This window comes from Paludibaculum fermentans (assembly GCF_051172195.1).
In the GTDB taxonomy this organism is placed as follows: Bacteria; Acidobacteriota; Terriglobia; order Bryobacterales; family Bryobacteraceae; genus Paludibaculum; species Paludibaculum fermentans_A.
The window spans coordinates 1835509-1861558 of the sequence record NZ_JBPJAQ010000002.1 but is presented as its reverse complement, the minus strand read 5'-3'; the positions used below and the strand labels follow the sequence as shown (position 1 = coordinate 1861558).

Here is a 26050-nt window from a genome sequence, read left to right as displayed (position 1 = left end):
CGCCCGTCTTGTCGCCCGTCTCGGTCCTTGGGTCTGCGGCCGGTCTGAGCGCGGCGCGCACTTAAGAGCGACTCCAGAGGGATCAGGGCGGCTACGGCCGTCATCAGTCTCAATTGCGGGCAGAGGGGGCCGATCGACTCTTCCAGCGCGGGGAACAGTTCCTGCTGCAGGACATGCCCGAATTGCAGTAGAAACTGGCGAGAGGTAAGCTCCATATGGGGTTTGCTTGTGGTATCCGGTTTGTTTGGCGACAACAGTTTACTGCGGCCAACCCCTTTTCCCCAAACCCAACTCTCATAGTGCCTTTGGTTTCAACGCGGAGTTCTGCAAGAGCCTCGCGGGACTGAAAATACCTTAATGCGGAAATTAGGGGAGAAGTGGTGTCGGGACGGCTGGATCTGCGTGGCTGAGACCAACATCAGGAGGATAGAGACTGGCCTTCGCAGGGCGGCTCCAGCATTTCGTGCGGAGCTGACCGGCGTGGGTGCGCCACTGAGCACGGCTGGCGTGACGGTGAGAGAGTTGGCGTCAATTGGCCCGATCAATCTCATTGGCTGGGCATGCCGCGCTTGGGTAGGTTCGATGAGAGAGTCTGGATGCGGGACAGTGGCATCCGTCCCAACGGGGTTTTTCGCCTGCTGAATGCCGACCTCTGAGTATGATTTGCGTGGTTTGGCGCAGCGCGAGCGGGCTGGACGGGCGGGTGCGGCGAAAGGGGCCGGTGGAATGTGGTTTTGGAGCATGCCGGGGCAGCCGTGCCTTGGAACGAGAGGATTTGTGAGTCAATGCACGCTATCGGCGGGCTGAATATTGCGATTCGCGGCGGGACGGGTCAGGCTGTCGCCCGTCTCGCCCGTCTATGACTTCAGAGTCCTGTCCTCCTGGGTTTGCCGTCCCCTAAAGAGCCGACAATTGCTGCCAAGAGAATGCACCACCACGTTGAGTATCCGGAAAGCATCATAGGGTTGGAAATTGCTGGGGAAATGAGATTTTCAAAGAGCATCACGCCCACCAGTGCAGTCGGCGCCGCCACGGATAGAGCCGCCGTTCTCGATATGGTCCATCTGGCCCTGAGGCATCGCAGGACAATCCATAACGCCACCGCTATCGACGCGAACTCGATGACCAGCAATACTCGCCCCTCGCCAGGGGGGAGGTAGTCGTGCTTTTCTCCTGGACGGTAGTGCCATGAATACTTATCGAAGAACTCCAGTAGCCACATCTGACAGAGGGCTAATGCAAAGGTGAGAGTAACCACCCCTGCCGCGAAAACAAGGAGAATTCGAAATGCCGGCCGCATGGAGAAATTCATGGCTTCTGCTTTAGTTTCTCTTCGTACGCCTTCTGTTCCTCGGGGGTATTGAGCTGCTTCCGTAACGTCGCGGCCTCGCTCGGCGTAAATGGGACGGTCCGGGTCGGCTGATCGTTGCCGCCATACATGACATCCGCATTACTGCTACCCTGATGCTCCAGCCACTTATGACCTTTCTCGTGGACACCCACGCCGCTCAAAGCGTTGACCTCCCCTTCCACGTTTGCGTCCTGGCGAACTCCCGGTCCAGTGGTTTCGACCACCGCCGCCGAACCACCTGGACCGCCGCCTGACCCTTGCGAGGCAAACCATGCCTGGTTCGGGTTGTTTCCATCAGCGCCACTTCGAATCCCCACTGCCCCGTTGTGATTTGTTTGGTATTCGAGGTAGACAGTGTGTTGGTTGACCTTGTCGCCCAAGGCGGATTTTGGAACCTCGCTAGCGAATGAAACGTTGACATTCTGTACTCCAGCTTCCTGGTATCTTCCTCGAACGCCAACTGCGGCCGCAGCTATTGTCGCAGGAGGCAGATTTGAGCGATTCACGATGACGATGTGGAGTTCCTTGCCGTTAGGGTCAATAGCCACGAGGGGGTTGTTCCTCACGTACGAGTACATGTTCCATTGCTGAGGATCAAGCATCCGCTGGTTGCTGATCAACTTCGGATCGGGGCTCGTAAACCGCCCCTGCGACCCTGAGAAGTACCGAGCACCAAAGTAATCCAGTCCTGTCTCGGCATCCCGCTTCTTGCCGGTGAACAGCGTGGGGATAGCGGAGAGGCTCTCGTCAGTGCCGGAGCCGAGAATGGCGGAGCGTCCGTTCTGACCGCTCAGCAGAGACCACCGGAATGGTACGTGATTGTGCGGTTGTCCAACCCCTAGGGTGCCTCTGGCGTCGATCGCCACCTTCGGGGCACCGAGGACATCCAGGGTGATGTACTGGCGGCCGCTGAGGCCAGTGCTCGGATCGAACTCTGCCGCCAATTGGTCGAACGCATCATAGACGTAATCTGTCGCGCCGACTGACGTCGTCCACATTACCCGGCGGCCTTCTCCGTCATAGCAGTAACTGGCCGATGAGGTTGCACCGGTTGTCGCGCTAAGGAATCGCCCTTCGGCTTCGCAGGCAAGGGATGGATCGGTGTTGATTTTCGGTTGCGTGACGTAGCTATTTCCGCATTATCGGTCGCTTCGCGGCTTTCGATCGGTGGCCGGGGCTGCGTGTTTCGCACTTCCACGAGGTTCAGCATAGCGTGGTTGCCGTTGAGTCGTGGTCCTCATGGAAGTCGGCCCTTTCCCCGCCACCGCTCGCCGCCCGGGTACAATCGGTGCCTGCCGGAATTCCCTTGACGACTCGTCGATACTTGTTTACTCTAGGCCTTGTGCGAACTAGTATGCGAGACACCCTCCGATGAAGAGCCCCGAGCGCAAGGATCTGTTCCCAGGCGCCCTGGAGATGATGATTCTCCAGACCCTGAGTGCCCAGCCGCTGCACGGCTATGCCCTGGTGCAGCATATTCAACGCAATTCGAACGACCTGCTGCAGGTGGAGGAAGGCTCCCTTTATCCCGCGCTGCAACGAATGCTGAAGAGCGGGTTGGTCCAAGCCGATTGGGGCGTTTCGTCCACCGGCCGCCGCGTTCGAATCTACGAGATCTCCGAGGCCGGGGCGATGCATCTGGCCCAGGAGGTCCGCAGCTTTGAGCGGATGCTGGAAGGGATTCGCCTGGTGCTGGCCCCGGTGAAGCCATGAACTGGATCCAACAGCTTATCTCCCGGCGCCGCCTGAACGGCGACCTGGCGGAGGAGATCCGCCAGCATCTGGACGAGAAGGTCGAAGAGCTGATGGCCGGCGGCCTGACGCGCAAAGAGGCGGAACTGACGGCGCGGCGCGCCTTCGGCAATGTCACGCGCCTGGAGGAGCAGGGCCGGGAGGTATGGCGCTGGGGCGCGGTGGAGGATTTCCTCAGCGATGTCCACTTCGCGCTCAGGCAACTGCGCAAGTCCCCGTCGTTCACCATCGCCTGTGTCTTGACCCTGGCGTTGGGCATTGGCGCCAACACCGTGGTTTTCAGTGTGGTGAACGCGGTGGTGCTGCGGCCCCTGCCGTTCGCGCAGCCTGAGCGGCTGGCGGTCGTCGGGTCGATTGACGCCCGCGATCCCGAGCAGATGTCCGACCTCTCCTATCCGAACTTCTTCGATCTGCGCAAGGAGAACAAGGTCTTCGAGCACCTTGTCTGCTTCCGGTCCACCGATGCCACGCTGGCCGGCGCGACACGGCCCATTCACGTGCGCGCCGAGATTGTCTCGTGGGACCTCTTCCCGCTGATTGGGATCCAACCGGCGCTGGGGCGGGGCTTTCTGCCGCAGGAAGAGGAGTCGGGCCAGCGGGCGGTGGTGCTGAGCAATGAGGTTTGGAGGGACGAGTTTGGGAGCGATCCCGCCCTGGTGGGCCGCAGCGTCAGCATCGACAGCCAGCCGCACACGGTGGTGGGCATCGCGCCAGCCGGTTTCGCGTTCCCGCCCGGTGACCACGCCGTCCGTATCTGGCTCACCCTGGGCCGCGACGCCGATTCGTCCACCGTTACCCCCGTCACGAAGCAGCGCGGAGCGCGCATGCTCACCACGTTGGCCCGCCTGAAACCAGGCGTCTCGACGACACAGGCGCAGGCCCAGCTCGACGTAATTTCCGAGGCCCTGGCGCGCACCTATCCGGACAGCAACAGGAATATGGCCAGGACGCGCGTCCTGCCGGCGGGAGAGGCGCTGGCGGGCGAGGTGAAAGGCCCGCTCTTCCTGCTGCTGGGCGCGGTCACCTTGGTGCTGCTGATCGCCTGCGCGAATATCGCGAACCTGCTGCTGGCGCGCACCTCCGAGCGTTACCGCGAGTTCGCGCTGCGGGCGGCCATCGGAGCCGGCCAGGGGCGCATCGTACGGCAGTTGATCACCGAAAGCCTGACCCTCTCGTTTATCGGCTGCGGCCTGGGGATTGTCGCCGCGATCTGGACCGCCCGGTTCCTGCTGCCCCTGGTGGGTGACGCCGTTCCGCGTATCCAGGAGACCAGCATCGACGGGCGAGTGCTGGGCTTCTCCGTGGCCCTGGCGGTACTGACCAGCATTCTCTTTGGACTGGCACCCGCCATTCGCGTGGCCCGGGCCGATTTCCAGGAGGGCTTGCGAGACGGGGGGCGCAGCGTCACTGACAACTCAGATGGCCTGCGCGGCGCACTGTGCGTCGGCCAGATTGCCCTGGGGCTTGTGCTGCTGAGCGCGGCGAGCCTGCTGATCGCGAGCTTCGTCCAACTGCTGCGCCGCGACCTGGGGCTGCAACCGGAGCGGGTGCTGAGTTTCAGCGTGGATCTCCCCGGAAAAGCCTACCCAAAGGCGCGCCAGCTCAGCTTCCACCAGCAGTTGCTCGATCGCGTCTCGACGCAGCCAGGAGTGGAAGCAGCCGCCCTCGCCATGCCGCTGCCGCTCACCGGCAGCCAGATGCGTATCGCCTTCAACATCCAGGAGCGGCCCGCCCGGCCTTCCGAAAGGCCCTCTTCGGACATGGCCATCGTGACACCTGGATACTTCCGAACGATTGGGGCTCCGCTGCTGCAGGGCCGCCTCTTCACGGAACAGGACGATGAAAACGCGACCTACGTCCTGATGGTGAACAAAGCCTTCGCCGAACGCTTCTTTCCGGGACAGGACGCGGTGGGCAAATGGCTGGAGCCAGGCGCCACGGCGGGCGCAAAGGACAAGAAGCTACGCCAGATTGTCGGCATCGTCGGTAATGCCCGGCAGTCGACACTGAAGCCCGCGGCCGAGCCGATCTACTATTTCCCTTACAAGCAACTCCCGTGGTGCTGCGCGTCGGTGGTGGTGCGCAGCGCGTCGGCTCCGGCCCTGCTGGAACCGGAGATCCGCCGGACCGTCGCTTCGCTCGACAAGCAACTGCCGATCTTCGACGTCCTCACCCTGGATACGATCCTCAACCAAGGCTTCGCCCAGGCGCGGGTGCCCGTCTATCTGCTGGGCGGTTTCGCGGCCATCGCGCTGCTGCTCACCGTGGTGGGACTGTATGGCGTGCTGGCCTATTCCGTCGTGCGCCGGACCCGCGAATTCGGCGTGCGCATTGCGCTGGGCGCCAGCCGGCAAGAGGTGCTGGGCCTGGTGCTGAGGCGTGCCACCCGCCTGGTTATCACAGGCCTTGTCCTGGGCCTGGCCGGGGCGCTGGCAGTGGGCCGGCTGATCAGCCAGTTGCTCTTCGGAGTCTCGCCAGCCAGCCCTGTCCTGCTGACCGCGGCCTGCCTTGTGCTGGCCCTGACAGCAGCCTCGGCGGCCTACTTCCCGGCCCGGCGCGCGGCGTCCATCGACCCGGTGCGGGCGCTGCGGGCGGAATAACCGCCTGCGTCGCCCCGGAGGAATTCTCACGACTGCCATACAGCGTTCATGCGGCTGCAATTCTCGCGGAGAACAATGGTCAGCCAACCATGAACTTCAAACCTCTGTTGCTGACACTCTGGGCGTGTCTCCCGCTCACGATTTGCGCCCAGTCCGCGTACGATGTTGCCTTGATCGGGGATGTCCCCTACGGGGCCTCGGCAGAGCCGAAGTACGAGCGGATGATCGCCGATATCAACAAATCCGGCGTCGACCTGACGGTTCACATCGGTGATACGAAGAGCGGCTCCACCCGCTGCGACGACTCCCATTACACCAAGACTCTGAATTGGTTCAACTCGTTCGACAAGCCGCTGATGTATTCCATCGGCGACAACGAATGGACCGATTGCATGCGTGCCAACAACGGCGGCTACGATCCGCTGGACCGCCTGGCGCTGGTTCGCAAAACGTACTTTTCCTCCAACATGAGCCTGGGCAAAAACCCTGTCCAGTTGATGGTGCAGAGTGACGACGCGCAGTACGCGCTGTACACCGAGAACCGCATGCTGGTGAAGGCGCCGGTTGTTTTTGCGACGATTCACATGATGGGCAGCAACAATAACTACGAGTACAAGACCTCGCAGGGCGCGGCCAATCCCTTCTACGACAACGACAAGGAATACACGGCTCGCAACGCGGCCAACATTGCCTGGCTTCATAAGGCCTTTCAGACGGCTCGTGACACCAAGGCGCTGGGACTGATGCTGCTAGTCCAGGCGAATATTTTCGATACGTTCATGGACACCGGCACCGGCAGCACGCACTCGGGCTTCGCTGAGTTCGTCACCGCCCTGCGCGATGAAACGAAGACCTTCAGTGGTGAGGTGGTCATGGTGTCGGGCGACAGCCACTACATGCGCGTGGACAAGCCGCTCACTGAGACCTGGCCCGCCTGCACCTCGGCCACCGGCAACTGCGTTCCGTTTGATGCCGCGCTGGACGCTCGCGGCAACCGCATCATCAATTTCACCCGCCTGGAAGTGCCCGGTTCGGCCGATGTCCACTGGGCCGTGGCCCACATCCGTCCCAATAGCCGCAACGTGTTTCAGTTCGAATTCATGATACTGCCCGCGACAGCGGCAACAACCGGCGTCACGGCCGTTGCGACCGCGCAGGGCACCAAGGTGGATGCGAGCACCGTGGAAACCCAGAGCTCGCAGATTGTCGTCGATGGCTCCACGTCGAGTTCCACCAACGGCGGGGTGCTCAGCTATCGCTGGACCGCGGCGCCGGGCTATTCGGTGCCTGCCATCCTGGGCGACACGAAGGCCAGCCCGCTAGTGCAATTCAGCGGCCGGGGCATCTACCGCCTGGTGCTCACCGTCACTGATCGCACAGGCGCCAGCGCTCAATCCACCGTGACGATCCGCGTAGTCTGACACGGCAACGGCTGGGGGGGCGGTTCCGCTGCCCCCGCACCAACCAGGCAGTAGCGGGGCCCGGCTACAATCGACTATGCGCTCCCTGCTGGCCGCCATGGCCGCTGTCGCCATGGCCTTCTTCGCTATCATCGCCGGAGGCTTCTGGATCCACGAGCATTTCAAGGCGCCACCGGATTCGGTCTTCGGCTTCCTCGCCGCGCTGTCGCTCGTGATCGTCGCCTTTGGCCTGTACTGCCTGTTCATGGGAACCGCTCCGTGGAAGCTGTTGCCGTCACACATCGATATCCCCAATTTCTGGAGCAGGCAGCGAGACTTGCCCCCGCCCAAGCCTTACGTGAGGCCGCTCACTCCGGAACAGGAGGCCTACAGCAGGGACCCCTTCGCACTGGCCACCTGCCTGCACCTGCAGCCCATCGAGCGGGCCATGCGCACCGCCGGGCTGGCTGTACGACTCGAGATGCTGAGCGTGCACGGCCCGACTATCTCCGTCACCTGCCGCATTCACCAGGAAGAGCTCGTCCGCTATTTCAATCTGCCTGACTGGATCTACTACCGCGAAGGCTACGAGCCCGAACGCTCGCAGTGGGATAACCCACGCGCCGATATCTTCTGCGGCGAGTGCATGAAATCGGATCGCGGCCGTTGCGACATTCTGGTGCTGCATCCCGACGAATGCCGGCAAGACACACCGTGGTTCCCGTCGCCTCCGCCAACCGGCGCCTGAGCGGAACAAACGCCCGGCGGCGGTGTCCAACCAGCCTATGCAGCACCTCTCCAGTCGTGTGGTGATGGAAGCCGTCGTCCGAGCGATGGACCGTGCTTCGGTTGTGACGAACGCCCGTTTTTGCCGCGGAGTGAACAGCCTGGCCACCATTGCCGTCATTGCGCCGTTTCTGGGCATTCTCTTGACGCTTCCGGGCATTATTGGAGCGTTCATCGGCTGCGGCGGCGAAAGATCGACCTGCATGGCCGCCATTGTCAGCAGACTGTCCTATGCCATCGCCCGTTGTCCCCTGGGCCTCCTTGTCGGAATCCTTGCCTACTGCATGTATCATTTCCTCTGCCGGCAACTTAAGGAACTCGCCCTCGACATGCACTCAGCAACCCTCGAATTGGCGAACGTGCTCTGCGTGATTCCGCTCAGAAAATAATCACGTAACACTCCATCCATCTCCTGATCCCTTTTTCGCCTCAACCGCGCGTCATATCCAGAGGCTGAAACAGAACAAGATGATGGATTCGCGGCGCCGCGGCGCACCCTGCCCGATCTTTGCCCTGATCGTCCTGACCCTCGCCACCTGCTGGCCCGCCGGCGCGCAATCGTGGACCCGCTTCCGCAATGTCACCGGTTGGGCAGGCACCTACTCCGTACGCGCCAGCGCCAAAGGGAGTGCGGACTACCTCGGCCTGAAGTTCACCTGGGATATCGGGCACTCCGGCGAGGGCACTGTGCGCCTCACCCGCTGGGATCCCGAACTCCAGGGCTGGGTGGGCACCATCGATGGCAAGGCCGCAGTGGATGAAACGTATACGGAGTTCAATCCCGGCACGGGCTGCACCGGGGTGACTACCAACAAAGGTGGAGGGTCCATCGCCACCGACTCCGAGGGGAAGCCCCGCCAGTTCTACTTCTATTTGAACGACGACGGCACCTTCAACCTCTTTCCCGCCGACAGCAGCATCGACGGCATCGGCAAGGTCACCATCTGCGGCAACCCCTTCATGACCCTGCCGGCCTACTACACGTGGGGACCGGCGGGCCGCATGTTCCAGGAGAAACTGCCGGCCACCGGACTCGCCCTGCAGGGGACCAAGCTGGTGAAGGGCTTCTTTCCGGGTCCTGTCCTGGGCAGCACGATTCCACCATTCGACTACGAGGTCACCTGGAACCTTCAGCCGCTAGGCGCGGAAGACGTCGAGCTCACCTTCGAACCCTTGAACTATCACGACTGGATCCCTGAGGGCTCGCGCTCCGAGCGCCAGTGGGGCAACTCCATCCAGATCCGGGCCGAGCTTCAGAAGAAGGGCGGCGGTACCCCCAAGGCGCGCGTGACGAAGTTCCTTTTCAATCTGGAGTCCTCCACGGTGCCCGGCGTCGCCATGAACTTTCCGGTGAAAGATGCCTCCCGCCGGCCGGACCTGGGTTTCGGCCAGGATCTCAATCCCGATCTCAGCGTCTCGAACCAGGGCCTGCATGCCGAAGGGCCCGGCGACGGCCTGGTCGGCATGGCCACAGCCGGTGCGTACGATTGGGGCGCCTGGGGCCAGGTCCGGGTGAGTGCGGTGCTCGATGATGGCCGAACGGTCACAGGCACGTATGAAGGCGAGTCCTCGGCCCGTCTGCCGCGCCGCGCCTCCGACTCCAAGATCGCCGATGCCTGGAAGGAGCAAACGGGCTTCAGCGGCGCCGACGATGTCGATGAGGACGACCGGCCCACCGGCGACGGCCACGCGGGCGACGGGCTCACGTTGTATGAGGAGTATCGCGGCTTCTACGAGAACGGCAAGCACCTGCGCACACGGCCTGATCAGAAGGATCTGTTCATCCTCGACCAGATCGGTGCGCGTGCGAAGCCGGCCATCGCGCTCTTCGCGCAGCTCACCGGACTCACCGTGCACCACCGGCTGAAGGACGATGAACTGCTGGTCCATCCCGAATCGCACGTCATCAACAAGAACCACGAATCCGCGCCGCATGTCGTGGACCAGCACGGTGTAGTCGTGATGGAGACGGCCGAGACGCCACACCCGCAAGCCTGGTCGAAGACCTACACCGACATCGGCACTCCGAAGACTGTGGATCTGGTGGTGATCCCGCCCAAGCTGCCCGAATCTCGCGGCAAGGGCCCCATCGACTACCTGCACAAGGCGATCGCACACGAACTGATGCATGCGGTGAACGTGTGGCATCACGGCGAGAGCGATTACAAGCAGAGCTGGCGGCTGAAGTTGGCGCCGGGTGCGGAAGTCCCCACTCTATACGAGCGCTACTCTGGCGCATTCCTTCAACTGCTGGACGAATCCGGCCAGGATGCCGGCGGTCCGATGGCGGCCCAACTGCACAGCGCGTTTAGCGATCCAAACGTCTGGCCACAGAAGGATCTGAATAACTACTATGAGGACTTGAAGTCGGAGACGGGATTCTCCTTCCTTGCGTACCCCTTGGTCGGCGAGAAAGGCGGCCAGCACAGCGGCAACGACGATTGCCTGATGCGGTATGAGTATGCCGTGCTCGCCGAATCCATCTCCCAGCCGGACACGTTTTATGTCATCCCGGAGCAGCGCCGCGGGCGGCAGCTCTGCGACAGTCCCGTCGGCACCGGCAACAACGATGCCACCCGCACGCCGCAGTCCCGCCACGGAGACGCAGCGCCCAATCGGGGCGGTTGCCGCAACATGATCTGCGTCAACGACGCCCACGACCATCCGGCCCGCTGAGAGGACACGCCCATGAAGACCCGAATCACTTTACTGACGATGATGATGGCCGCTATCTGCGGCGCGCAGTCGGCGACACCCGAACTCTCACTCAGCGCCAACGGCCGCGCCAAGACCCAGCTTGGAAGTGGACAGCCACTCATCCTGCAGCTCTCTGTGATGCACCCCCAAATATTGGAGGCACAGGAGGGTGAAGAGCGTCACCCGGTGGTCCTGCCGGCCCTGGACGAATCCTGGGCCAAGGCCGTGCGGATCACGCTCCACAATTCGAATGGAGAAGCTGTGGACCTTCCGTTCACACTCCACGCGTCGCCGGATCAGCGCCTGGTGTTGAATCCGGCCGAGCAGGCCGAAGCCTATTGGAGCCTCTCGCCCGAGCAGACAGCCACGTTGGCCGAAGGCGTGTATGTCGTCCGCGCCACGCTCGACACCAGTACCATCGCCCTCGGCGACGAGTGGAACGGCACCCTGGACGCTGATGAAATCCCCTTCGAACTCAGAGCCATGCCCGCGGAACCCGGCATCAATGAGCGGGCCGAGCATCTGCGGCTCCTGGCGGAGTACACCGCGTTGCGCAACTCCCTCGACGAAGCCATTGTTCATACAGAGGATTGGATCCGGTTGCAGCCTGAGAACGCGCCGGCTCATGCCATGAAAGCGGAACTGCTGGAACGAGCTGGACGGACCGGCGAGGCGTTCCAGTTCTATGGACAAGCCATCGCCATCAACGAGGCTCAGCAGGAGGCGGCGGAGATGCACGCCCGGGAGCAGCATGGAGCCCTGAACCAGCGCATCGCCGACCTGATGCGCCGTCTCGTCGCCCCGCGCTGACCGCACATCGAAACAGCCGTAGTTCTTCAGGTGATAGGATCTGGGTTGATTTTCGCCTCAGCTCCAATGCACCTGAAGACCTGCTCTCTCCTTGCCACCCTCTGCATCGTTCCCGCCGCCTACGCCCAGGGAGTGGTAGACATCGGGTCGTACGGCGCAAAACCCGGCAGCGGCGCGGATGCCACTCCGGCCGTCCGGGCAGCCCTGGATGCCTGTCGCCAATCAAGGGCGGCCAAGCTGGTCTTCAGCGCCGGGCAGTACGACTTCTGGCCCACCCATGCATCAGAGAAATACCTCTTCGTCAGCAACAACGACGAGGGGCTGAAGCGTATCGTCTTCGACCTCACCGGGTTCAATGGCCTCGAGATCGATGGCCGCGGCGCACGCTTCGTCTTTCACCGCGGCGTGAATCCCTTTCTGCTCGATCACGCCCGCAACATCACCATCAGGAACCTCTCCCTCGACTGGAAGCGGACGTTTCACAGTGAAGCGAAGATTGTGGCCGTGGGCAAGGACACGGTCGATCTCGCCATCAGCGAGGCGTATCCCTTCAAGCTGGAGAACGGCCTGCTGATATTCACCGGAGAGGACAAAGAGGTTGTCGCGTTTCAGAACGTGCTGGAGTTCGATCCGGTCAAGCGGGAGACGGCCTACATGGCCCGTGATTACCGGACCGGACTCAACCTCCAGGCGACTGAGATCGGGCCCAGGCTCGTTCGGGTACGCATCCCCAAGTTCGAAGGCACGCCGGGCAACATACTCGTCTTCGGCGCCAGCCGCCGGGACTTTTCGGCCTTCACGGTGACGGACAGCGAGAACTTCAAACTGCTTTCCGTGAACATCTACCACTGCGGCGGCATGGGCGTCATTGCGCAGCGCAGCCGCGATATTGAACTCGACCAGGTGCGCGTCACGCCGTCGCCGGGCAGCGGCCGGGTGGTGAGTATCACGGCGGATGCGACTCACTTCGTAAACTGCTCCGGCCGCATCGTGATGACCAACTGCCTGTTCGAGAACCAGAAGGACGACGCCACCAATATCCACGGAATTTACGCCCAGGTCTCGGCCATGCTGCCGGACGGTGAACTGGAAGTGAAACTGGTCCACCCGCAGCAGCGCGGCTTCGACTTCCTGGCGCCGGGCATGAAGGTGGAACTCGTCCACGGCCCCAGTATGATCACCTATGCGGAGGCGGTCGTCCGTTCCGCTGAACGCCGCAACAGCGAGTACACCCGCATCCGGCTGACCACCCCGCTGCCCGGGGCGCTCAAGATCGGCGATGCCGTGGCGGCCGCCGGCCCGTACCCCGAGGTGGTCATTCGCAACTGCACAATCCGCGGCAATCGGGCTCGCGGCCTGCTGCTGGGTTCCCGCGGCAAGATCCTGATTGAGGACAATACGTTCCACACCGCGGGCGCCGCCATCCTGCTGGAAGGGGATGCGCGCTATTGGTTCGAGCAGGCGGGCGTCCGCGACCTGGTCATCCGCCGCAACCGCTTTGAAGATTGCAATTACGGCGTCTGGGGCAAAGCCGTGATCGAGGTGGCGGCCGGGATCGACAGCAAGGAACGAACCGGGAATGGCTACAACCGGAACATCGTGGTGGAAGAGAACCTCTTCCGCCAGTTCGATACGAACCCAATCGTGTCCGCCTACTGCGTGGATGGGCTCAAGGTAAGGAAGAACCGGATCGAGAAATCGACCGCATATCCAGCTCGCAATCCCGGCGCCAAGCCCTTCGAAATCTCAGACTCGGTCAACGTCCAGATCGAGCAGGACTGAAGCTCAGTACAGCGAGGGCTCTCCCGGCGGGCGCGTCTTCCAACGCCGGTGGATCCACAGCCACTGCTCCGGGTGTTTCCGAATCGCGGCTTCCAGGGCGGCGTGAACCCGCTGCGTGTCGTCCTGCACATCGCCGTTCATCTCCACGATGGGATCGAAGTGCAGTACGTGCTTCTGCTCCGCCTCCGACCACAGCGCATAGCCGGGGATCACGGCCGCTCCGGTGCGTGCGGCGAGGCGCGCGAACCCGGCATCCACACAGGCCATGTGTCCGAAAAAATCGATGAAGATGCCCCGATCGGCTGTGACGTTCTGGTCGATGAGAATGCCTACGGCTTCGTTCTGTTTCAGCGCCTCGATCAGCGGTCGCAGGAAGTCTTTGCCGCGTCCGAGCAATCTGTTGCCCGACAGGGTGCGGTACTGAGTCGCCAATTCGTCCAGCAACGGGTTGTCCATTGGCCGGACCACGAAACTCATCGGCTCTGCCATGAGGGCGTGCGCAAACGCCGAGAACTCCCAGTTGCCCAGGTGCGCGGTGGCGAACAGGATGCCCTTCCCTCGTCGCTTCGCTTCTTCGAAGTGCTCGAACCCCTCATACCGGATGTATTTGTGCACATTGGACCGGTCGATCTGGGGGAATCGTGCCAGCGTCGCGATCACTCGCGCCAGCGACCACCAGCAGCCATCGACAATCTTCGCCCGTTCCGCGGCGGAGGTTTCCGGCAAGGCGAACTCCAGATTGCGGAATGCCGTGCGGCTCAAGCGCGGAGCGGCGCGGTCGAAGACGGCGAAGGCGAATCTGGATAAACGAGTGGGATTGGGCAGGGTTCGGAAGGCGGCCAACAGGCAACGCACCAGCGCGTATTCCAGCCGGTTGCGGAGTGGAGAATGACGCGCCAAATGGCTATTCTATCCAGCCGCCGGCCAGAACGAGATCTCCATCGTAAATAACGGCGGCCTGGCCGGGCGTGACGGCGCGCTGCGCGGTGAGAAAGCGGACTTCCACGCGGTCCGGGTCGCCGGTTGGGTACAGGACCGCCTCGGCCGGTTCATGCCGGTTGCGGATCTTCACCTGGGCGGCACGCGGTTCGGTGATGGGGGCGATCGACACCCAGTTGACGTCCTTGGCAATCAGGGATTCCCGATAGAGATCGGTACCCTGCCCTACGATCACCTGCTGGGTTTGCGGATTGGTGGCGATGACATACAACGGCTCGGGCGCGGCGATGCGCAAGCCCTTCCGCTGGCCCACGGTGTAGTGGTGGACGCCTTCATGCTCCGCCAGCACCTGGCCATCCTTGTCAACGATTTCGCCGTGCGTCGCCTCGCGGGCGATGCCCTTCTCCTTGAAGTAGGCGTCAATGAAGCCGGCGTAATCGCCATTGGGGACGAAGCAGATCTCCTGCGAATCGTGCTTGGCGGCGGTGGGGATGCCGAGTTCGGCGGCCAGGGCCCGAACCTGCGGCTTGGTCATGCCACCCAGGGGGAAAAGTGTCCGTGCCAGTTGGTGCTGCTTCAAACCAAACAGGAAGTAGGTCTGGTCTTTCCCGGAATCCATACCAGTGCGCATTTCGTAGCGGCCGGAATCCGGATTGAACGAGACGCGGGCATAGTGGCCGGTGGCGATATACTCCGCCCCGACGCCATCCGCCATATCAAGGAATTGATCAAATTTGACGTGGTTGTTGCACAAAGTACAGGGGATCGGCGTCCGTCCAGCGAGGTATTCGTCGACGAACGGCTTCACCACGGTCTCTTCGAAACGGTCCTCGAAGTTGACCACGTAGTAGGGAATCCCCAGGACATTGGCGACCGCGCGGGCGTCGTAGACGTCGTCCAAGGAGCAGCAGCGGCCGGTCGCGCCTTCCACCTGCATCTCGGGCAACCGGCGCTGGTTCCAGAGCTGCATGGTCATGCCGACCAGGCGGTGGCCAGCGCGCTGCAGCATTGCGGCCACGGCGGACGAGTCCACGCCACCGGACATGGCGACGGCAATCAACGAGTTGGGGGCGGGCTCAGGCATGGGCGGGCGCCAGCTTGCGCAAACGGGCGGTGGCCTTTTCAACGGCGGCGATGAGGGCGTCCACCTGCTCCTCCGTGTTGGTTCGGCCCAGGGAGAAGCGGATGGAAGCGCGGGATTCCGCGGTGGAGAGACCCATGGCGGTTAGGACGTGCGAAGGTGTGACGGCTCCAGAGGAACAGGCGGCCCCGGAAGAGACAGCGAAGCCAGCTAAGTCCAGCGAAATCACCAGGGCTTCGCCTTCCAGTCCAGGGAACCGGATGTTGGTGGTGTTGGGCGTACGTGGCGCGCCAGCGGAATTGACGTGGGCGTCCGGAATGCGAGTGAGCATGCCCTGTTCCAGCCGGTCGCGCAGGGCGCCAACGTCCTGTTTGGGGAGGGCACAGGCCGCGCCGAGGGCCGCGATGCCGGCGACATTCTCGGTGCCGGCGCGGCGTTCCCGTTCGTGCCGTCCGCCGAACTGGCGCGGATTCAGTTTCACACCGTCGCGGACATACAGCGCCCCGATCCCCTTGGGACCGGAGAACTTATGGGCTGTCAGGGAGTAGAGGTCGACTCCGAGCGCGCGGACGTCCACCGGAATCTTGGCCGTCGCCTGAACGCCGTCGGAATGGAACAGGATGCCGGCTTCGCGGGCTATGGCGGAAATGGCTTCGATGGGTTGAATCACGCCGGTTTCGTTATTGGCGTGCATCACGGAGATGACGGTCGTGTCTGGGCGTAGCGCTTTGCGGATGTCCTCGGGGTCCACAAGACCGTTGGAATCCACCGGCACCACCGTGCAGTCCGCCTGGTGTTTCGCCGCAGCGAGGATGGCCGGGTGTTCAATGGCCGTGGTGACCACGTGCCCGCGCGGAGCGCCGAGTACGGCCAGATTGTCGCTTTCGGTGCCGCCGGACGTGAACACGACCTCTTTCGGATCGCAGTTCAGCAGTTGAGCCACCTGGGACCGGGCGGCTTCCACGCATTGCCGGGCGCGCTGGCCGGGGGTATGGATGGATGAAGGGTTGCCCCAAACCTCGGCCTGGACCTTCTGGAGGAGCTCCAGGACGGCCGGCGCAATGGGAGTTGTCGCGTTGTGATCGAAGTAGTGCACGTAAGCCCGTTATTCTAATTGTAGCCATGCCGCTCATCACACTGTTAACCGACTTCGGATTGCACGACCACTTCGTCGGCGTGATGAAGGGCGTGATTGCGGGCATCGCCCCCAAAACGCAGGTCATCGATATCACTCATGATGTCGAGCCGTATCAGATCGGACAGGCTCGGTTTCTGCTGTCGCAGAGCTGGCCGTACTTTCCAAAGCGTACGGTTCACGTTTGTATTGTGGACCCAGGGGTGGGGACGGAGCGGCGGCCGATTCTGGTGGAAGTCGATGGACACCGGTTCGTCGGTCCGGACAATGGGCTATTCAGCGACCTGCTCGCGCGCCCGGGCGCGAAGGTCCGTCACATCACGAATGCAAAGTTATTCCTGAATAATATCTCGCAAACCTTTCATGGCAGAGATGTTTTTGCCCCAGCCTCGGCCCATTTGACGGCCGGAGTCACCCCCTCGAAAGCGGGCCCCTTGATCGACAATGCACTGCGGCAAACGACCTCGGAACCGGTGCGGATCGGGCGTCGATTCTGGCAGGGGGAGGTCGTTCATATCGACCGCTTCGGGAATCTGATCACGAACCTGCCGGCGGCTGAGTTCCGGGAGATGCGGCCGAAGGGCATGGCACTGAAGGTCGGGCTGCGGCTTTTGACAAACGTAGTTTCGAGCTATGCCTCAGCACAGGACGATGAACCGTTCCTGATCGAGGGCAGCTCAGGGAATCTGGAAGCCGCCGTCAATCAGGGCTCAGCGTCGAAGGTGCTGGGAGTCGGGCTGGGGGCGCCAGTGGAACTGGAGGTGTGGTAGATGCCGGAGCTTCCTGAAGTTGAGGCGGTTACCAGGAAAATGCGGGCGGCTGCCCCGTGGAGCGAGATCGTCGCCACCGGCCAGTTCCGGCCCACCACGGCGCTTGACCTGGAACGGGCGGTGGGCCGCCGCCTGGAGGGCGTCACCAGGCGCGGCAAGCACATCCTGCTGACACTGGCCGACGGGCCGGTGGTGCGGGTTCACCTCAAGATGACCGGAAACCTGGTGGTGATTCCGGATGTGCGGCTGCGCACAGCCAACGTGCGCGCCTGGCTGACTTTGAGTGATGGACGCGGCATCGTCCTCGAAGATCCGAGGGCGCTGGGCCGGCTGACGTACCACGAAGGGATTGAGGGCCTGTTTGACGACTTGGGCCCCGAGCCGTTCTCTGCTGAGTTCACGGCGCAGCATTTCGTGGCGCAGGCGCAAGCGACGAAGAAACCGGTGAAGCTCCTCTTGATGGAACAGCGGGCAGTTGTAGGATTAGGCAATATTTATGCGGCCGAGGCGTTGTTCCAGGCCGGGATCCACCCGGCGAAACCGGCCAATGAAATCAGCGTAGTGCGGCTCAAGCGGCTGCATGGCCAGATTGTTGACGTGTTGACGGCTGCGCTAGACTCAGCAATAGCTGCCTACGAACAGCCGGGCGGGTTCACAGAGGGTGAGAACTTTCCGGTAGCCGTTTACGGGCGGGAGGGGGAAGCCTGCTGGCGCTGCCAGGCGGCGATCCGCCGGATGCCCCAGGGCGGGCGTTCGACCTACTATTGCCCGAAATGCCAGAGGTAGGCGGGAAACCCGCTGACACAACTATAATGAGCGACACCACACAAAAAACCGCCCGGGCTGCCGAATTCCGGCAGTTGATCGGCCTGCGCGCCGTTATCGCGGATGGGGCGATGGGCACGATGCTCTACACCCGTGGGGTGTTCATCAACCGCTGTTTCGACGAATTGAACCTGAGTTCCGGCCCGATGGTGCGGGAGATCCACCAGGAATACGTCCGCGCGGGCGCGGAAGTGCTGGAAACGAACACCTTTGGCGCGACGCGGGCGCGTTTGTCGACGTTCGGCATCGGCGACAAAGTGGAAGCGATCAACCGGGCCGGGGTGCGGCTCGCACGGGAAGCCGCGGCCGAGCGCAGCGACGTGTTCGTGGCCGGAGCGATTGGGCCGCTGGGTGTCCACCTGGAGCCGCTGGGACCGACCTCGTTTGCCGAGGCGCGCGAGATGTTTCGCGAACAGATTGCGGTCTTCCTGGACGAAGGCGTGGATCTGCTGATTTTTGAGACGTTTTCGCAGTTGAGCGAACTGCGGGAGGGGCTGGCGGCGGCCCGCGAACTGGCCGGACCGGAGATGGTGATCGTGGCCCAGGTCACGATTGACGACGACGGCAACATGCCGGACGGCACGTCCACCGAGACCTTTACGCGGTTCCTGGATTCGTCGCCTGCCGATGTGGTGGGTTTGAACTGCTCAGTGGGGCCGAAGGCGACGCTGGAGACGCTGGAACGGATGATGGCGTTCACGGACAAGCCGGTCTCCGGTATGCCGAACGCCGGCCACCCGACCCAGGTTGAGGGGCGCGCCATCTACCTGAGTTCACCGGAGTATCTGGCGCAGTACGCTCGGAGGATGCTGTGGGCGGGCGTCAAGATGGTGGGCGGCTGCTGCGGCACCACGCCGGAGCACATCAAGAGCATCAAGAGCGAAGCCCGTTCGCTGCAGCCCGGGATTCATAAACTGAGTATCACGGTGGAGGAGCCGAAGGCCAAAGTCCAGTCGATGGAGAAGGTGCCGGTGGCGCAGAAGTCGTCATTGGGCGCCAAGTTGGCCGCCGGAAAATTTGTCGCTTTCGTAGAGATTCTTCCGCCACGCGGCGTGGATCCGGCGAAAGAAGTGGCCGGCGCGAAGCTCTGCAAGGACGCTGGAATCGATGTCATCAATGTGCCGGACGGTCCGCGGGCCAGCGCCCGGATGTCCGCCCAGGTGACGTGTCAGATCATCGAGCGGGATGCGGGCATCGAATCGGTGCTTCATTTCTGCTGCCGCGACCGGAACATCCTGGGCATCCAGAGCGAATTGCTGGGTGCGCACGCGGCCGGGATCCGCAACCTGATCTGTATCACGGGCGATCCGCCGCGCATGGGTTCGTACCCGGATGCGACGGCGGTATTTGACGTCGACTCGATTGGCCTGACGAATATCGTCAATAACTTGAACCATGGCCTGGATATTGGTGGAAACCCAATTGGTTCCCAGACGGCGCTGCTGCTGGGCGTCGGAGCCAATCCGGGTGCGCTGAACATTGAAGAGGAGATCCGCCGGACGGAGTGGAAGGTGCAGGCCGGTGCGGAGTACATCGTCACGCAGCCCGTTTTCGATATCCGCCAGGTGGAACGGTTCCTGAAGAAGATCGAGGGGTTCCGGATTCCGGTGATCACGGGCATCTGGCCGCTGACCTCGTTCCGCAATGCCGAGTTTATGGTGAATGAACTGCGCGTCCCGGTTCCGGACGAGTATATGAACCGGATGAGGAGCATGGAAGATCCGGAGCGGGCGCGGGCTGAAGGCGTGAAGATCGCGCAGGAGATGGTCGCGAGCGTAAGGCCGATGGTGGACGGCGTCCAGTTGAGCGCGCCGTTCGGGCGGTATGCGATGGCGGTAGAGGTTGCCCAGGCCATCGGGTCGCGCTAGACTGACGGCTTCCGCGGACAGGTGAACGAGTGGCAACAGATCTGATCGAAATCAATTCCGAACAGCCCAGCGTTGAAGCGATTGAACGCGCGGCGGTTGCACTGCGGCGGGGCGAGATTGTGGCGATTCCCACCGACGCTCTCTATACGCTGGTGGCGGATCCCTTCAATTTGCACGCCGTGGGCAGAGTTTTCGCCGCGAAGGGCCGTGAGCCGCACCGGTCGTTGCCGCTGCTGGTGGGCGATTTCCTGATGGCGGAGGACCTGGTGACGGAGCTTCCGGCGCGGTTTTACCTGCTGGCGCGGAGATTCTGGCCGGGTCCGCTGACGATTATTGTGCCGGCGTCGGCCAAGGTGCCGTTGAAAGTGACTGGAAACACGGGGCGGCTGGCGCTGCGGCAGTCGCGTTCGCGGGTGGCGCAGGCGCTGATCGACTGGATGGGCCAGCCTTTGATTTCTACGAGCGCCAACGTGAGCGGCCAGCCGACCTGCCAGACCGGAATTGAGGTCTTCGGCACGATGGACGGGCGCGTCGACCTGGTGCTGGATGGCGGCGGCTGCATTGGGACGGGTTCGACGACGGTCGATATTACGGAGCCGTATTGGCGGCTGATCAAATCAGGCAGCATCCAGGAAAAAGAGATCGCGGAGTGCCTGAAGGGCGCGTAAGGAAGTACTGTTTACGATGAGACGGATTGTCGGATGGCCGCTCGGACTCCTGTTGAGCCTGGGCAGCCTGGGTGCGCAGCCAGCCGGGAAGGGCTTGGATCTGGGCCGTCAGTGGAAGGTCCACCAGTGGATACTGCCCGCAGCCAACCTGGACGGCAAGTGGACGCGAATCGGCACCAGCAACGACTTTGACGTGGACTACACGAACCGGGTGACGAAGCTCAAGGTCTACTCACGGGTCACGGTAGTGTCGAGGACGGCCACGAAGATTGTGATCTCGATCCCCAAGTCCAACGCCAAGCTTGTGGGGAACTTCGGGATGGACGGCCGGACGATCCGAGGGACATTGGAGCCGTGTCCGCCTGGCAGCAGTTGCGGGTGGTCGGCCGAGACGGATATTCAGCCGCCACAAGCGGAGGTCGCCAGGAAGAAGGCAGAGACTCGAGGACTTTCGACCGACGATCTGGGCACGATCTGGCGAGTCCACGACTTCACCAACGAAGACTATGACTACTATGGGACCTGGACCATGCCGAAGCCGGGGACGGATGCGATCGAGTTTTCGTACAAGAACAAAGCGGATGGCGCGGTGGCGAAGGGTTCGTTTGTCATTGGGACGTTGTCGGGCCGGGTGTTGTTGATTTTCCACCAGGGCCGGCGGAAGTACATGCGGGGCACGATCCAGGCGGATGGAAAGACGGTTAAAGGCACGGCGGACTGGTGCAGGAATCCTTCACAATGTGGCTGGGAAGCCACGATTCTGAAGTAAGCACACAGGCCGTTGCGACGGCGAAGAAGGAATTCCTTTGAGGATCCACCCATGGCAGGGTATCCTTGCAGCTAGGGAGCGTTCCTGCGGAACGCGTGCTGGCTTCTATAATTGATCCGTATCAAGCGAATCTGGAGCTCTACTCGAACAATGGCGCCGGTGAGCATGCTCCGCAAGGAGAAGCCTAAAGGTGTCCGGAGGGCTCCCCCCATGTTATGCATCGGGGTCGATTCCGAGGCTGGGACGGTTGCTGTGGTGCGCTCCTCACTTCTTCCATGAAAATTCTCTTTATTGGGGACATTTTTGCGTCACCGGGACGCAGAATTGTCGCCGAGCATCTCCAACAGATCATTTCTGACGAGCATATCGATCTGGCGATAGCCAACGCGGAGAACTCCGCGGGCGGTTTTGGTGTGACTCCGAACGTGGCGCAGGAGCTGTTTTCGTTTGGCCTGGACGTGCTGACGACTGGGAACCACGTGTGGGATAAGCGGGAAGTCTACGATTACCTGAACCGCGAGCCGAGGCTGCTGCGCCCGGGCAATTATGCGGCTTCCCTGCCCGGCACGGGGCTCTACATGGGAAAAGCGCGCAACGGCGTGCAGTATGCCGTGATGAACCTGCAAGGGCGCGTGCATCTGCCTCCGATCGAGTGTCCGTTCCGAAAAGCCGACGAATTGCTGGCTTCGATCCCCGCGGACGTAAAAGTGAAGTTTCTGGACTTTCACGCCGAGGTGACCAGCGAGAAGATAGCGCTGGGTTGGTATCTGGACGGCCGGATCACGGGGATGGTGGGTACGCACACGCATATCCCGACGGCCGATGCGCGCATTCTGCCGAAGGGTACCGCCTATCAGACCGACTGCGGAATGACGGGCCCCTACGATTCGGTGATTGGGGTGGAGAAAGACACCGTGATCCAGCGGTTTCTGACACAGTTGCCGATGCGTTTCGAGGCGGCGAAGAACATGGTGGAATTGCGGGCCGTGATCATCACCCTGGATGAGACCACCGGCCGTGCGACCGAGATCAAGCCCTACGCAATTATCGAAGAGTGAACCCAGGTGGTGTACCGCATGCGGCGGATGACGCAGCGGTAGAAGACGCCTGAGCCGAGACCCGGGACGATGGCGAAGCCAGCAGCCACGAAGCGGGTGAGTGCGTCTTCATACCACGTGAACATGGGGTTATAGCCTGCGACCGCATGGGCGAAAGCGTTCACGGCGGGTGCGCCGGCGGCGAGGATCAGGCACCAGGCCCAGACTGGACGGGGCCAGCGGAGGCCAATCATCATGGAGAAGCCGAACAGCATGCCTGCATAGGCCAGGAACCAGGACGAGTGGTCCAGAATGCCAATCAGCACGCTGGCGATGGCAAGCGGAACGAACGGACGTGCGTCCGGGTGTTTCATGAACAACCTCCCTGGTGAGTTGATCGGCATTTTGGCGAAAGCCTTATAGGGGGAAGATTACCTATCCTTCACTTTAAGGTGATCGCCTGGGAACAAGCGGCGTCGATTGGCGGGTGTGACGCCGGATTGGACCCGAGTTCTTAGGACTATCGTTCCCTTCAGGAAGTGCATGTTTGTGGACATTCAGAGAGGCCGGTTTCCCATTTGGCCGCGCACTTTCGTAGGCTGTAAAGATGACTAGTCCCAGCAGTACTATGGGCCCTACGGAATGGCGCATTGAGACGCCAAGCCTGGTGATTGGTGCGCCGGGCTATCTGTTGGCGGAATTGGGTGATCTGGTGATGGCCGATAGGCAGACGCCGGGCCGGGAGAGCCTGGAAACAGGAGGCGTTTTGTTCGGCCGGCGGACCCTGGAGGGCGTGCGGGTGGAGGCTTACCGGACCGTTGCCTGTGAGCACGCGGAGGGGCCTGGATTCCGCCTGTCTCCCAGCGATCATGAGATGTTGGCGCAGGTGTTGGAGACGGCCTGCCAGGAAGAGGCGATCGCGGATCTGGAGCCGGTGGGCTGGTATCGATCTGAGTACCGCGACATGTTCTTTTCTGAGCGGGACCAGGAGCTGTACCAGCAGTATTTTCCCCACCCCTGGCAGATCGTGCTGATTCTGCGGTGGAGCAAGACGGAGCCGGTGCAGGCAGGCGTCTATACCCGCGATTTGAACGGCCGCGCCAAGTTCCGTTGTTCGGTGTTGACGGCCGTTGCGAAACAGGATGCGAGCCGTCGGGATTTGGAGGATTCGATCGCACCGGGGCTGGAGCAACCGGAGCAGGAGGAGAGTGTGGAGAACCCGGCCGCCTGGGCGAGGCTGGGGCTGAAGCACGACCCGTTTCCGCCGCGGCTGGATACGAGCTTTGTGCGAGTGAGCACGCAGCACCGGGAGGCGGTGGCGGAACTCTACTATGGCGTGAAGAAGCGGGCGGGGCTGATGCTGTTGACGGGTGAAGCCGGAACGGGCCGGCGCGAGGTCCTGGAAAGCCTGGGCGATCTCTTCAACCAGCAGCGCATTGAATTCGCTTTTCTCATCGAGGCTCCGAAGACGCTGGAGCGGTTCTATGAACTGGTGAGTTATGATCTGGCGCTGCCCTGCGGAGGCGCCACAAAGGTGGATGTTCTGTCCAGCCTGACGGAACTGGCGGCACGGCAGAACGCAGCGCAGAGCACGCTGGTGTTGATCCTGGACGAAGCGGACGCGTTACCGGCCGAAGTAGTGGCGGATCTCTGCCTGCTGGACAATCTTCAGAACCGGCACGGGAAGCTGCTGCAGGTGGTGCTGGCGGGGTCACCGGAGCTGGAGACACGCCTGGCTGCTGAGGACTTACGGGCCCTGAACCTGCTGATCCCGCAAAGGCTGCGGCTGCACAGGATGGATGAAGGCGAGGTAGCGGAGTACGCCGAGGGGCGCCTGCAGCGGGCCGGGGCGGCCAAGCAGGGTTTGATACCGGCGGCGCAACTGGCCGTGATCGCCTCGACCTCAAAGGGCCTGCCGATGGAAGTGCACCGGTTGTGCGGCGAGTTCCTGGAAGTGCTGGCGGCGGGTTCGAGCTCATCCGATTCCGCCCTGCGGTTACAGAGTGTATTGAACCGACTGCGGCAGGATGCGGCGCCGGAGTGATTACGCGCGGAAGTGCAGTTCCAGGAGTAACGGGAAGAGCGGGCCGCGCTTAAAAGATTTGCCGGTGAGCGGCGGCTGAAAGTCGCAGGGCCGCCACTCGCGGCAGGAAATCACCTGCAGACCCAGGCCGGCGCAGGCGTTCAGGTAGGCCTCGAACTGGTGCGGGTAGGCCGGCATATGGACCTCCTGCTCTCCGTCCTGAAAATGAGCGGCCACGCCACTGAGCGAGAGGAACGGATGGATCTCAAGGATGGCGATGCGACCGCCGGGCCTGAGGAGGCGGCGGGCTTCGCGCAAGGGCGCATCCAGCGCGCTGATGTGTTCCAGGGAGAGGCAGAAGAGCGCCAGGTCAAACGTGCCGGAGTCCAATGGAAGAGGCTCGGCCATGTCGTGTTGCAGCAGTTCGAGGCGCGCGTCGCGCTGACGGGCCTGCTGGAGCATGCCGGCCGAGAGATCGCACCCCGCGGCGCGGGCGGCGCCCGACTCCAGGAAGGCGGAGAGATTGCGGCCGGTTCCACAGCCGAACTCGAAGACCGACGCGTCCTGGACGCCTCCCAGGCCCTGGGCGACTACGCGTGTGGCGGCAGCGACCATCGGGTTGTCATAGGTGTCATAGAAGCGGGACCAGCGATCGTAGGCGCCGGTGACAGAGAGATGAATGGGGTCGACGGACATGGGCTCACTTCTTCACAGTTTCCACCGCCGGGATCTTCTGGATCAATTTCAGTTTTGCGCCTGACCAAACGAAGGAGCATGTGGCGCTGTCCTCCAGCTTCAGTGGGCGCGTACCTGCCGTCGTAGCGCAGAAGCGGGAGACCCCAACCCAGGATTTCGAATGGCGCGCGGTAAACTTCGCCGGATTTCCCATTGATGAGTGCAATGGAAATGCAGCCAGAGCCGCAGCCCCAAGCCGAAGGCTAACCTTACGAAGTTGGTATTGATTTTATCAACGGGTGTCATCCACTCCAAAGATCCCCGTATGACCCCGCCAACACCACCGGTCTATCTGTACCCGACAACTGTGTCGCTGCTCAGTCTGTATGGAGTGGGGGTACTCTACGGACTATTGTCAACCTCGAACGATCCGCAGCGGGGGATGGCGAACGGGTTCCTGATATTCGTGTTGTTGTTGCTGGTGGGGCTGGGTGCGTTGAGCTGGCTGGGGACGCATCCATACCGGCCGTGGCTGGCGCGGCTGGTGTTTGTGATTTGTGTACTACCGCCCTGAGCTTTACTGCACAGGGCGTCTTTTGGGTGATCCGGACACTGCGCAAGGAGTAGCCTTCGCCGGCGGCGGCCGCCGCATCCAGTCAGAGTCGGTTGCAGATCGCCCCGACGATGGAGCTCAACAAACCCGGGAATCTTGTATTGAGGTCGTCCGCGCGCAGGGAGTTGAAGTGGCGCGTACCCTCGATGCGCGTGGAGATCACCCCGGTTTCGCGCAGCACCTTGTAGTGATGTGACAGGCTTGATTTCGGCATATCGACACAACAGGTGCTGCAGGGCTGCTCACCGCGTTGCGCGAGGAACGCGACGATTTCCAGACGGACAGGATCGCTCAAGGCGTACATGACCTCACTGAGCTCGATCTGATCTTTGGTTGGTTCCTTACCCGCTCTCATACAAAAACCACCTTCCTACTCTACTCAATTGATGCTTGAAACATGCGGGGAGGTTGAATCGTTCGAGAACTGTCGAACATCAATCTGGATGACACCGTCAGGCTTCGAACGCCA

The 26050-nt window shown here is 62.2% G+C and carries 25 protein-coding genes; 16 read left to right on the top strand and 9 right to left on the bottom strand.

The features are described 5' to 3' along the window. From ACR9Y2_RS34000 to ACR9Y2_RS33990, 3 genes are all read right to left on the bottom strand, one after another. On the bottom strand, positions 1–215 hold a 215-nt coding region (locus ACR9Y2_RS34000; RefSeq protein ID WP_435046333.1), incomplete at its 3' end, for a hypothetical protein. 650 nt (positions 216–865) lie between these two features. Continuing rightward, positions 866–1312, bottom strand: coding sequence for a hypothetical protein (locus ACR9Y2_RS33995; protein ID WP_435046332.1), 447 nt, complete (start codon positions 1310–1312; stop codon positions 866–868). Further along, positions 1309–2349: an RHS repeat-associated core domain-containing protein gene (locus tag ACR9Y2_RS33990; RefSeq protein ID WP_435046331.1), complete on the bottom strand. Its 1041-nt coding sequence runs from the start codon at positions 2347–2349 to the stop codon at positions 1309–1311. The genes ACR9Y2_RS33995 and ACR9Y2_RS33990 overlap by 4 nt, the downstream gene beginning before the upstream one ends. Positions 2350–2722: 373 nt before the next feature. On the opposite strand from ACR9Y2_RS33990, the gene ACR9Y2_RS33985 reads away from it, so the two are divergent. From ACR9Y2_RS33985 to ACR9Y2_RS33950, 8 genes are all read left to right on the top strand, one after another. Next, positions 2723–3064 (top strand): PadR family transcriptional regulator, encoded by a 342-nt coding sequence (locus ACR9Y2_RS33985; RefSeq protein WP_435046330.1) that lies wholly within the window; start codon positions 2723–2725, stop codon positions 3062–3064. Next, complete coding sequence (locus tag ACR9Y2_RS33980; RefSeq protein WP_435046329.1) at positions 3061–5703, top strand: ADOP family duplicated permease; 2643 nt, start codon at positions 3061–3063, stop codon at positions 5701–5703. The genes ACR9Y2_RS33985 and ACR9Y2_RS33980 overlap by 4 nt, the downstream gene beginning before the upstream one ends. Before the next feature lie 89 nt (positions 5704–5792). Continuing rightward, positions 5793–7124: a PKD domain-containing protein gene (locus ACR9Y2_RS33975; protein WP_435046328.1), complete on the top strand. Its 1332-nt coding sequence runs from the start codon at positions 5793–5795 to the stop codon at positions 7122–7124. A 76-nt stretch (positions 7125–7200) separates the two neighbouring features. After that, positions 7201–7851, top strand: a complete 651-nt coding sequence (locus ACR9Y2_RS33970; protein ID WP_435046327.1) for a hypothetical protein — start codon at positions 7201–7203, stop codon at positions 7849–7851. 22 nt (positions 7852–7873) lie between these two features. Beyond that, a complete protein-coding gene (locus ACR9Y2_RS33965; RefSeq protein WP_435046326.1) occupies positions 7874–8278 on the top strand; it encodes a MotA/TolQ/ExbB proton channel family protein in 405 nt (134 codons plus the stop codon). A 79-nt stretch (positions 8279–8357) separates the two neighbouring features. After that, positions 8358–10565, top strand: a complete 2208-nt coding sequence (locus ACR9Y2_RS33960) for a hypothetical protein (RefSeq protein WP_435046325.1) — start codon at positions 8358–8360, stop codon at positions 10563–10565. Positions 10566–10577: 12 nt separating this feature from the next. Beyond that, positions 10578–11396: a hypothetical protein gene (locus tag ACR9Y2_RS33955; RefSeq protein WP_435046324.1), complete on the top strand. Its 819-nt coding sequence runs from the start codon at positions 10578–10580 to the stop codon at positions 11394–11396. A gap of 45 nt (positions 11397–11441) precedes the next feature. Further along, a complete protein-coding gene (locus ACR9Y2_RS33950; protein WP_435046323.1) occupies positions 11442–13178 on the top strand; it encodes an alpha-1,3-galactosidase-related protein in 1737 nt (578 codons plus the stop codon). Positions 13179–13181: 3 nt separating this feature from the next. Here ACR9Y2_RS33950 and ACR9Y2_RS33945 read toward each other — a convergent pair whose 3' ends face one another. The 3 genes from ACR9Y2_RS33945 to ACR9Y2_RS33935 are packed head-to-tail and all read right to left on the bottom strand — an operon-like array spanning position 13182 to position 16294. Further along, positions 13182–14078: a lysophospholipid acyltransferase family protein gene (locus ACR9Y2_RS33945; RefSeq protein WP_435046322.1), complete on the bottom strand. Its 897-nt coding sequence runs from the start codon at positions 14076–14078 to the stop codon at positions 13182–13184. A gap of 4 nt (positions 14079–14082) precedes the next feature. Then, positions 14083–15201 carry a tRNA 2-thiouridine(34) synthase MnmA gene (gene mnmA / locus ACR9Y2_RS33940; RefSeq protein WP_435046321.1) on the bottom strand — a complete coding sequence of 373 codons (1119 nt, stop codon included), beginning with the start codon at positions 15199–15201 and terminating at the stop codon, positions 14083–14085. Then, positions 15194–16294, bottom strand: coding sequence for a cysteine desulfurase family protein (locus ACR9Y2_RS33935; RefSeq protein WP_435046320.1), 1101 nt, complete (start codon positions 16292–16294; stop codon positions 15194–15196). The genes mnmA and ACR9Y2_RS33935 overlap by 8 nt, the downstream gene beginning before the upstream one ends. A gap of 26 nt (positions 16295–16320) precedes the next feature. Between ACR9Y2_RS33935 and ACR9Y2_RS33930 the strand changes: the two genes are divergently transcribed. From ACR9Y2_RS33930 to ACR9Y2_RS33905, 6 genes are all read left to right on the top strand, one after another. Then, positions 16321–17103 carry an SAM hydrolase/SAM-dependent halogenase family protein gene (locus ACR9Y2_RS33930; RefSeq protein ID WP_435046319.1) on the top strand — a complete coding sequence of 261 codons (783 nt, stop codon included), beginning with the start codon at positions 16321–16323 and terminating at the stop codon, positions 17101–17103. Next, positions 17104–17889 (top strand): bifunctional DNA-formamidopyrimidine glycosylase/DNA-(apurinic or apyrimidinic site) lyase, encoded by a 786-nt coding sequence (mutM, locus tag ACR9Y2_RS33925; protein ID WP_435046318.1) that lies wholly within the window; start codon positions 17104–17106, stop codon positions 17887–17889. A 26-nt stretch (positions 17890–17915) separates the two neighbouring features. Further along, positions 17916–19796 (top strand): bifunctional homocysteine S-methyltransferase/methylenetetrahydrofolate reductase, encoded by a 1881-nt coding sequence (locus ACR9Y2_RS33920; protein ID WP_435046317.1) that lies wholly within the window; start codon positions 17916–17918, stop codon positions 19794–19796. A gap of 29 nt (positions 19797–19825) precedes the next feature. Then, on the top strand, positions 19826–20464 hold the full coding sequence (locus ACR9Y2_RS33915; RefSeq protein WP_435046316.1) for an L-threonylcarbamoyladenylate synthase: 639 nt from the start codon (positions 19826–19828) through the stop codon (positions 20462–20464). Positions 20465–20480: 16 nt separating this feature from the next. Next, positions 20481–21233 carry a hypothetical protein gene (locus tag ACR9Y2_RS33910; RefSeq protein WP_435046315.1) on the top strand — a complete coding sequence of 251 codons (753 nt, stop codon included), beginning with the start codon at positions 20481–20483 and terminating at the stop codon, positions 21231–21233. Between the two features lie 275 nt (positions 21234–21508). Next, positions 21509–22291, top strand: a complete 783-nt coding sequence (locus ACR9Y2_RS33905) for a TIGR00282 family metallophosphoesterase (RefSeq protein ID WP_435046314.1) — start codon at positions 21509–21511, stop codon at positions 22289–22291. Here the strand turns inward: ACR9Y2_RS33905 and ACR9Y2_RS33900 are convergent. Continuing rightward, positions 22270–22644: a hypothetical protein gene (locus ACR9Y2_RS33900; protein WP_435046313.1), complete on the bottom strand. Its 375-nt coding sequence runs from the start codon at positions 22642–22644 to the stop codon at positions 22270–22272. The genes ACR9Y2_RS33905 and ACR9Y2_RS33900 overlap by 22 nt on opposite strands. Positions 22645–22898: 254 nt before the next feature. On the opposite strand from ACR9Y2_RS33900, the gene ACR9Y2_RS33895 reads away from it, so the two are divergent. Then, positions 22899–24314: an ExeA family protein gene (locus ACR9Y2_RS33895; protein WP_435046312.1), complete on the top strand. Its 1416-nt coding sequence runs from the start codon at positions 22899–22901 to the stop codon at positions 24312–24314. On the opposite strand, the gene ACR9Y2_RS33890 is transcribed toward ACR9Y2_RS33895, so the two are convergent. Further along, positions 24315–24989, bottom strand: a complete 675-nt coding sequence (locus tag ACR9Y2_RS33890) for a class I SAM-dependent methyltransferase (RefSeq protein ID WP_435046311.1) — start codon at positions 24987–24989, stop codon at positions 24315–24317. A 304-nt stretch (positions 24990–25293) separates the two neighbouring features. Here ACR9Y2_RS33890 and ACR9Y2_RS33885 point away from each other — a divergent pair, with 304 nt between their 5' ends. Beyond that, positions 25294–25542: a hypothetical protein gene (locus ACR9Y2_RS33885; protein WP_435046310.1), complete on the top strand. Its 249-nt coding sequence runs from the start codon at positions 25294–25296 to the stop codon at positions 25540–25542. Between the two features lie 82 nt (positions 25543–25624). On the opposite strand, the gene ACR9Y2_RS33880 is transcribed toward ACR9Y2_RS33885, so the two are convergent. Then, on the bottom strand, positions 25625–25936 hold the full coding sequence (locus tag ACR9Y2_RS33880) for an ArsR/SmtB family transcription factor (RefSeq protein ID WP_435046309.1): 312 nt from the start codon (positions 25934–25936) through the stop codon (positions 25625–25627). Positions 25937–26050: the final 114 nt, after the last annotated feature.

Coding starts and splice junctions, on each gene's coding strand:
- ACR9Y2_RS33995 (WP_435046332.1), bottom strand. CDS start 1,312: ATGAATTTCTCCATGCGGCCGGCATTTCGAATTCTCCTTGTTTTCGCG.
- ACR9Y2_RS33990 (WP_435046331.1), bottom strand. CDS start 2,349: ATGTGGACGACGTCAGTCGGCGCGACAGATTACGTCTATGATGCGTTC.
- ACR9Y2_RS33985 (WP_435046330.1), top strand. CDS start 2,723: ATGAAGAGCCCCGAGCGCAAGGATCTGTTCCCAGGCGCCCTGGAGATG.
- ACR9Y2_RS33980 (WP_435046329.1), top strand. CDS start 3,061: ATGAACTGGATCCAACAGCTTATCTCCCGGCGCCGCCTGAACGGCGAC.
- ACR9Y2_RS33975 (WP_435046328.1), top strand. CDS start 5,793: ATGAACTTCAAACCTCTGTTGCTGACACTCTGGGCGTGTCTCCCGCTC.
- ACR9Y2_RS33970 (WP_435046327.1), top strand. CDS start 7,201: ATGCGCTCCCTGCTGGCCGCCATGGCCGCTGTCGCCATGGCCTTCTTC.
- ACR9Y2_RS33960 (WP_435046325.1), top strand. CDS start 8,358: ATGATGGATTCGCGGCGCCGCGGCGCACCCTGCCCGATCTTTGCCCTG.
- ACR9Y2_RS33955 (WP_435046324.1), top strand. CDS start 10,578: ATGAAGACCCGAATCACTTTACTGACGATGATGATGGCCGCTATCTGC.
- mnmA (WP_435046321.1), bottom strand. CDS start 15,201: ATGCCTGAGCCCGCCCCCAACTCGTTGATTGCCGTCGCCATGTCCGGT.
- ACR9Y2_RS33930 (WP_435046319.1), top strand. CDS start 16,321: ATGCCGCTCATCACACTGTTAACCGACTTCGGATTGCACGACCACTTC.
- mutM (WP_435046318.1), top strand. CDS start 17,104: ATGCCGGAGCTTCCTGAAGTTGAGGCGGTTACCAGGAAAATGCGGGCG.
- ACR9Y2_RS33920 (WP_435046317.1), top strand. CDS start 17,916: ATGAGCGACACCACACAAAAAACCGCCCGGGCTGCCGAATTCCGGCAG.
- ACR9Y2_RS33910 (WP_435046315.1), top strand. CDS start 20,481: ATGAGACGGATTGTCGGATGGCCGCTCGGACTCCTGTTGAGCCTGGGC.
- ACR9Y2_RS33905 (WP_435046314.1), top strand. CDS start 21,509: ATGAAAATTCTCTTTATTGGGGACATTTTTGCGTCACCGGGACGCAGA.
- ACR9Y2_RS33900 (WP_435046313.1), bottom strand. CDS start 22,644: ATGAAACACCCGGACGCACGTCCGTTCGTTCCGCTTGCCATCGCCAGC.
- ACR9Y2_RS33895 (WP_435046312.1), top strand. CDS start 22,899: ATGGGCCCTACGGAATGGCGCATTGAGACGCCAAGCCTGGTGATTGGT.
- ACR9Y2_RS33890 (WP_435046311.1), bottom strand. CDS start 24,989: ATGTCCGTCGACCCCATTCATCTCTCTGTCACCGGCGCCTACGATCGC.
- ACR9Y2_RS33885 (WP_435046310.1), top strand. CDS start 25,294: ATGACCCCGCCAACACCACCGGTCTATCTGTACCCGACAACTGTGTCG.
- ACR9Y2_RS33880 (WP_435046309.1), bottom strand. CDS start 25,936: ATGAGAGCGGGTAAGGAACCAACCAAAGATCAGATCGAGCTCAGTGAG.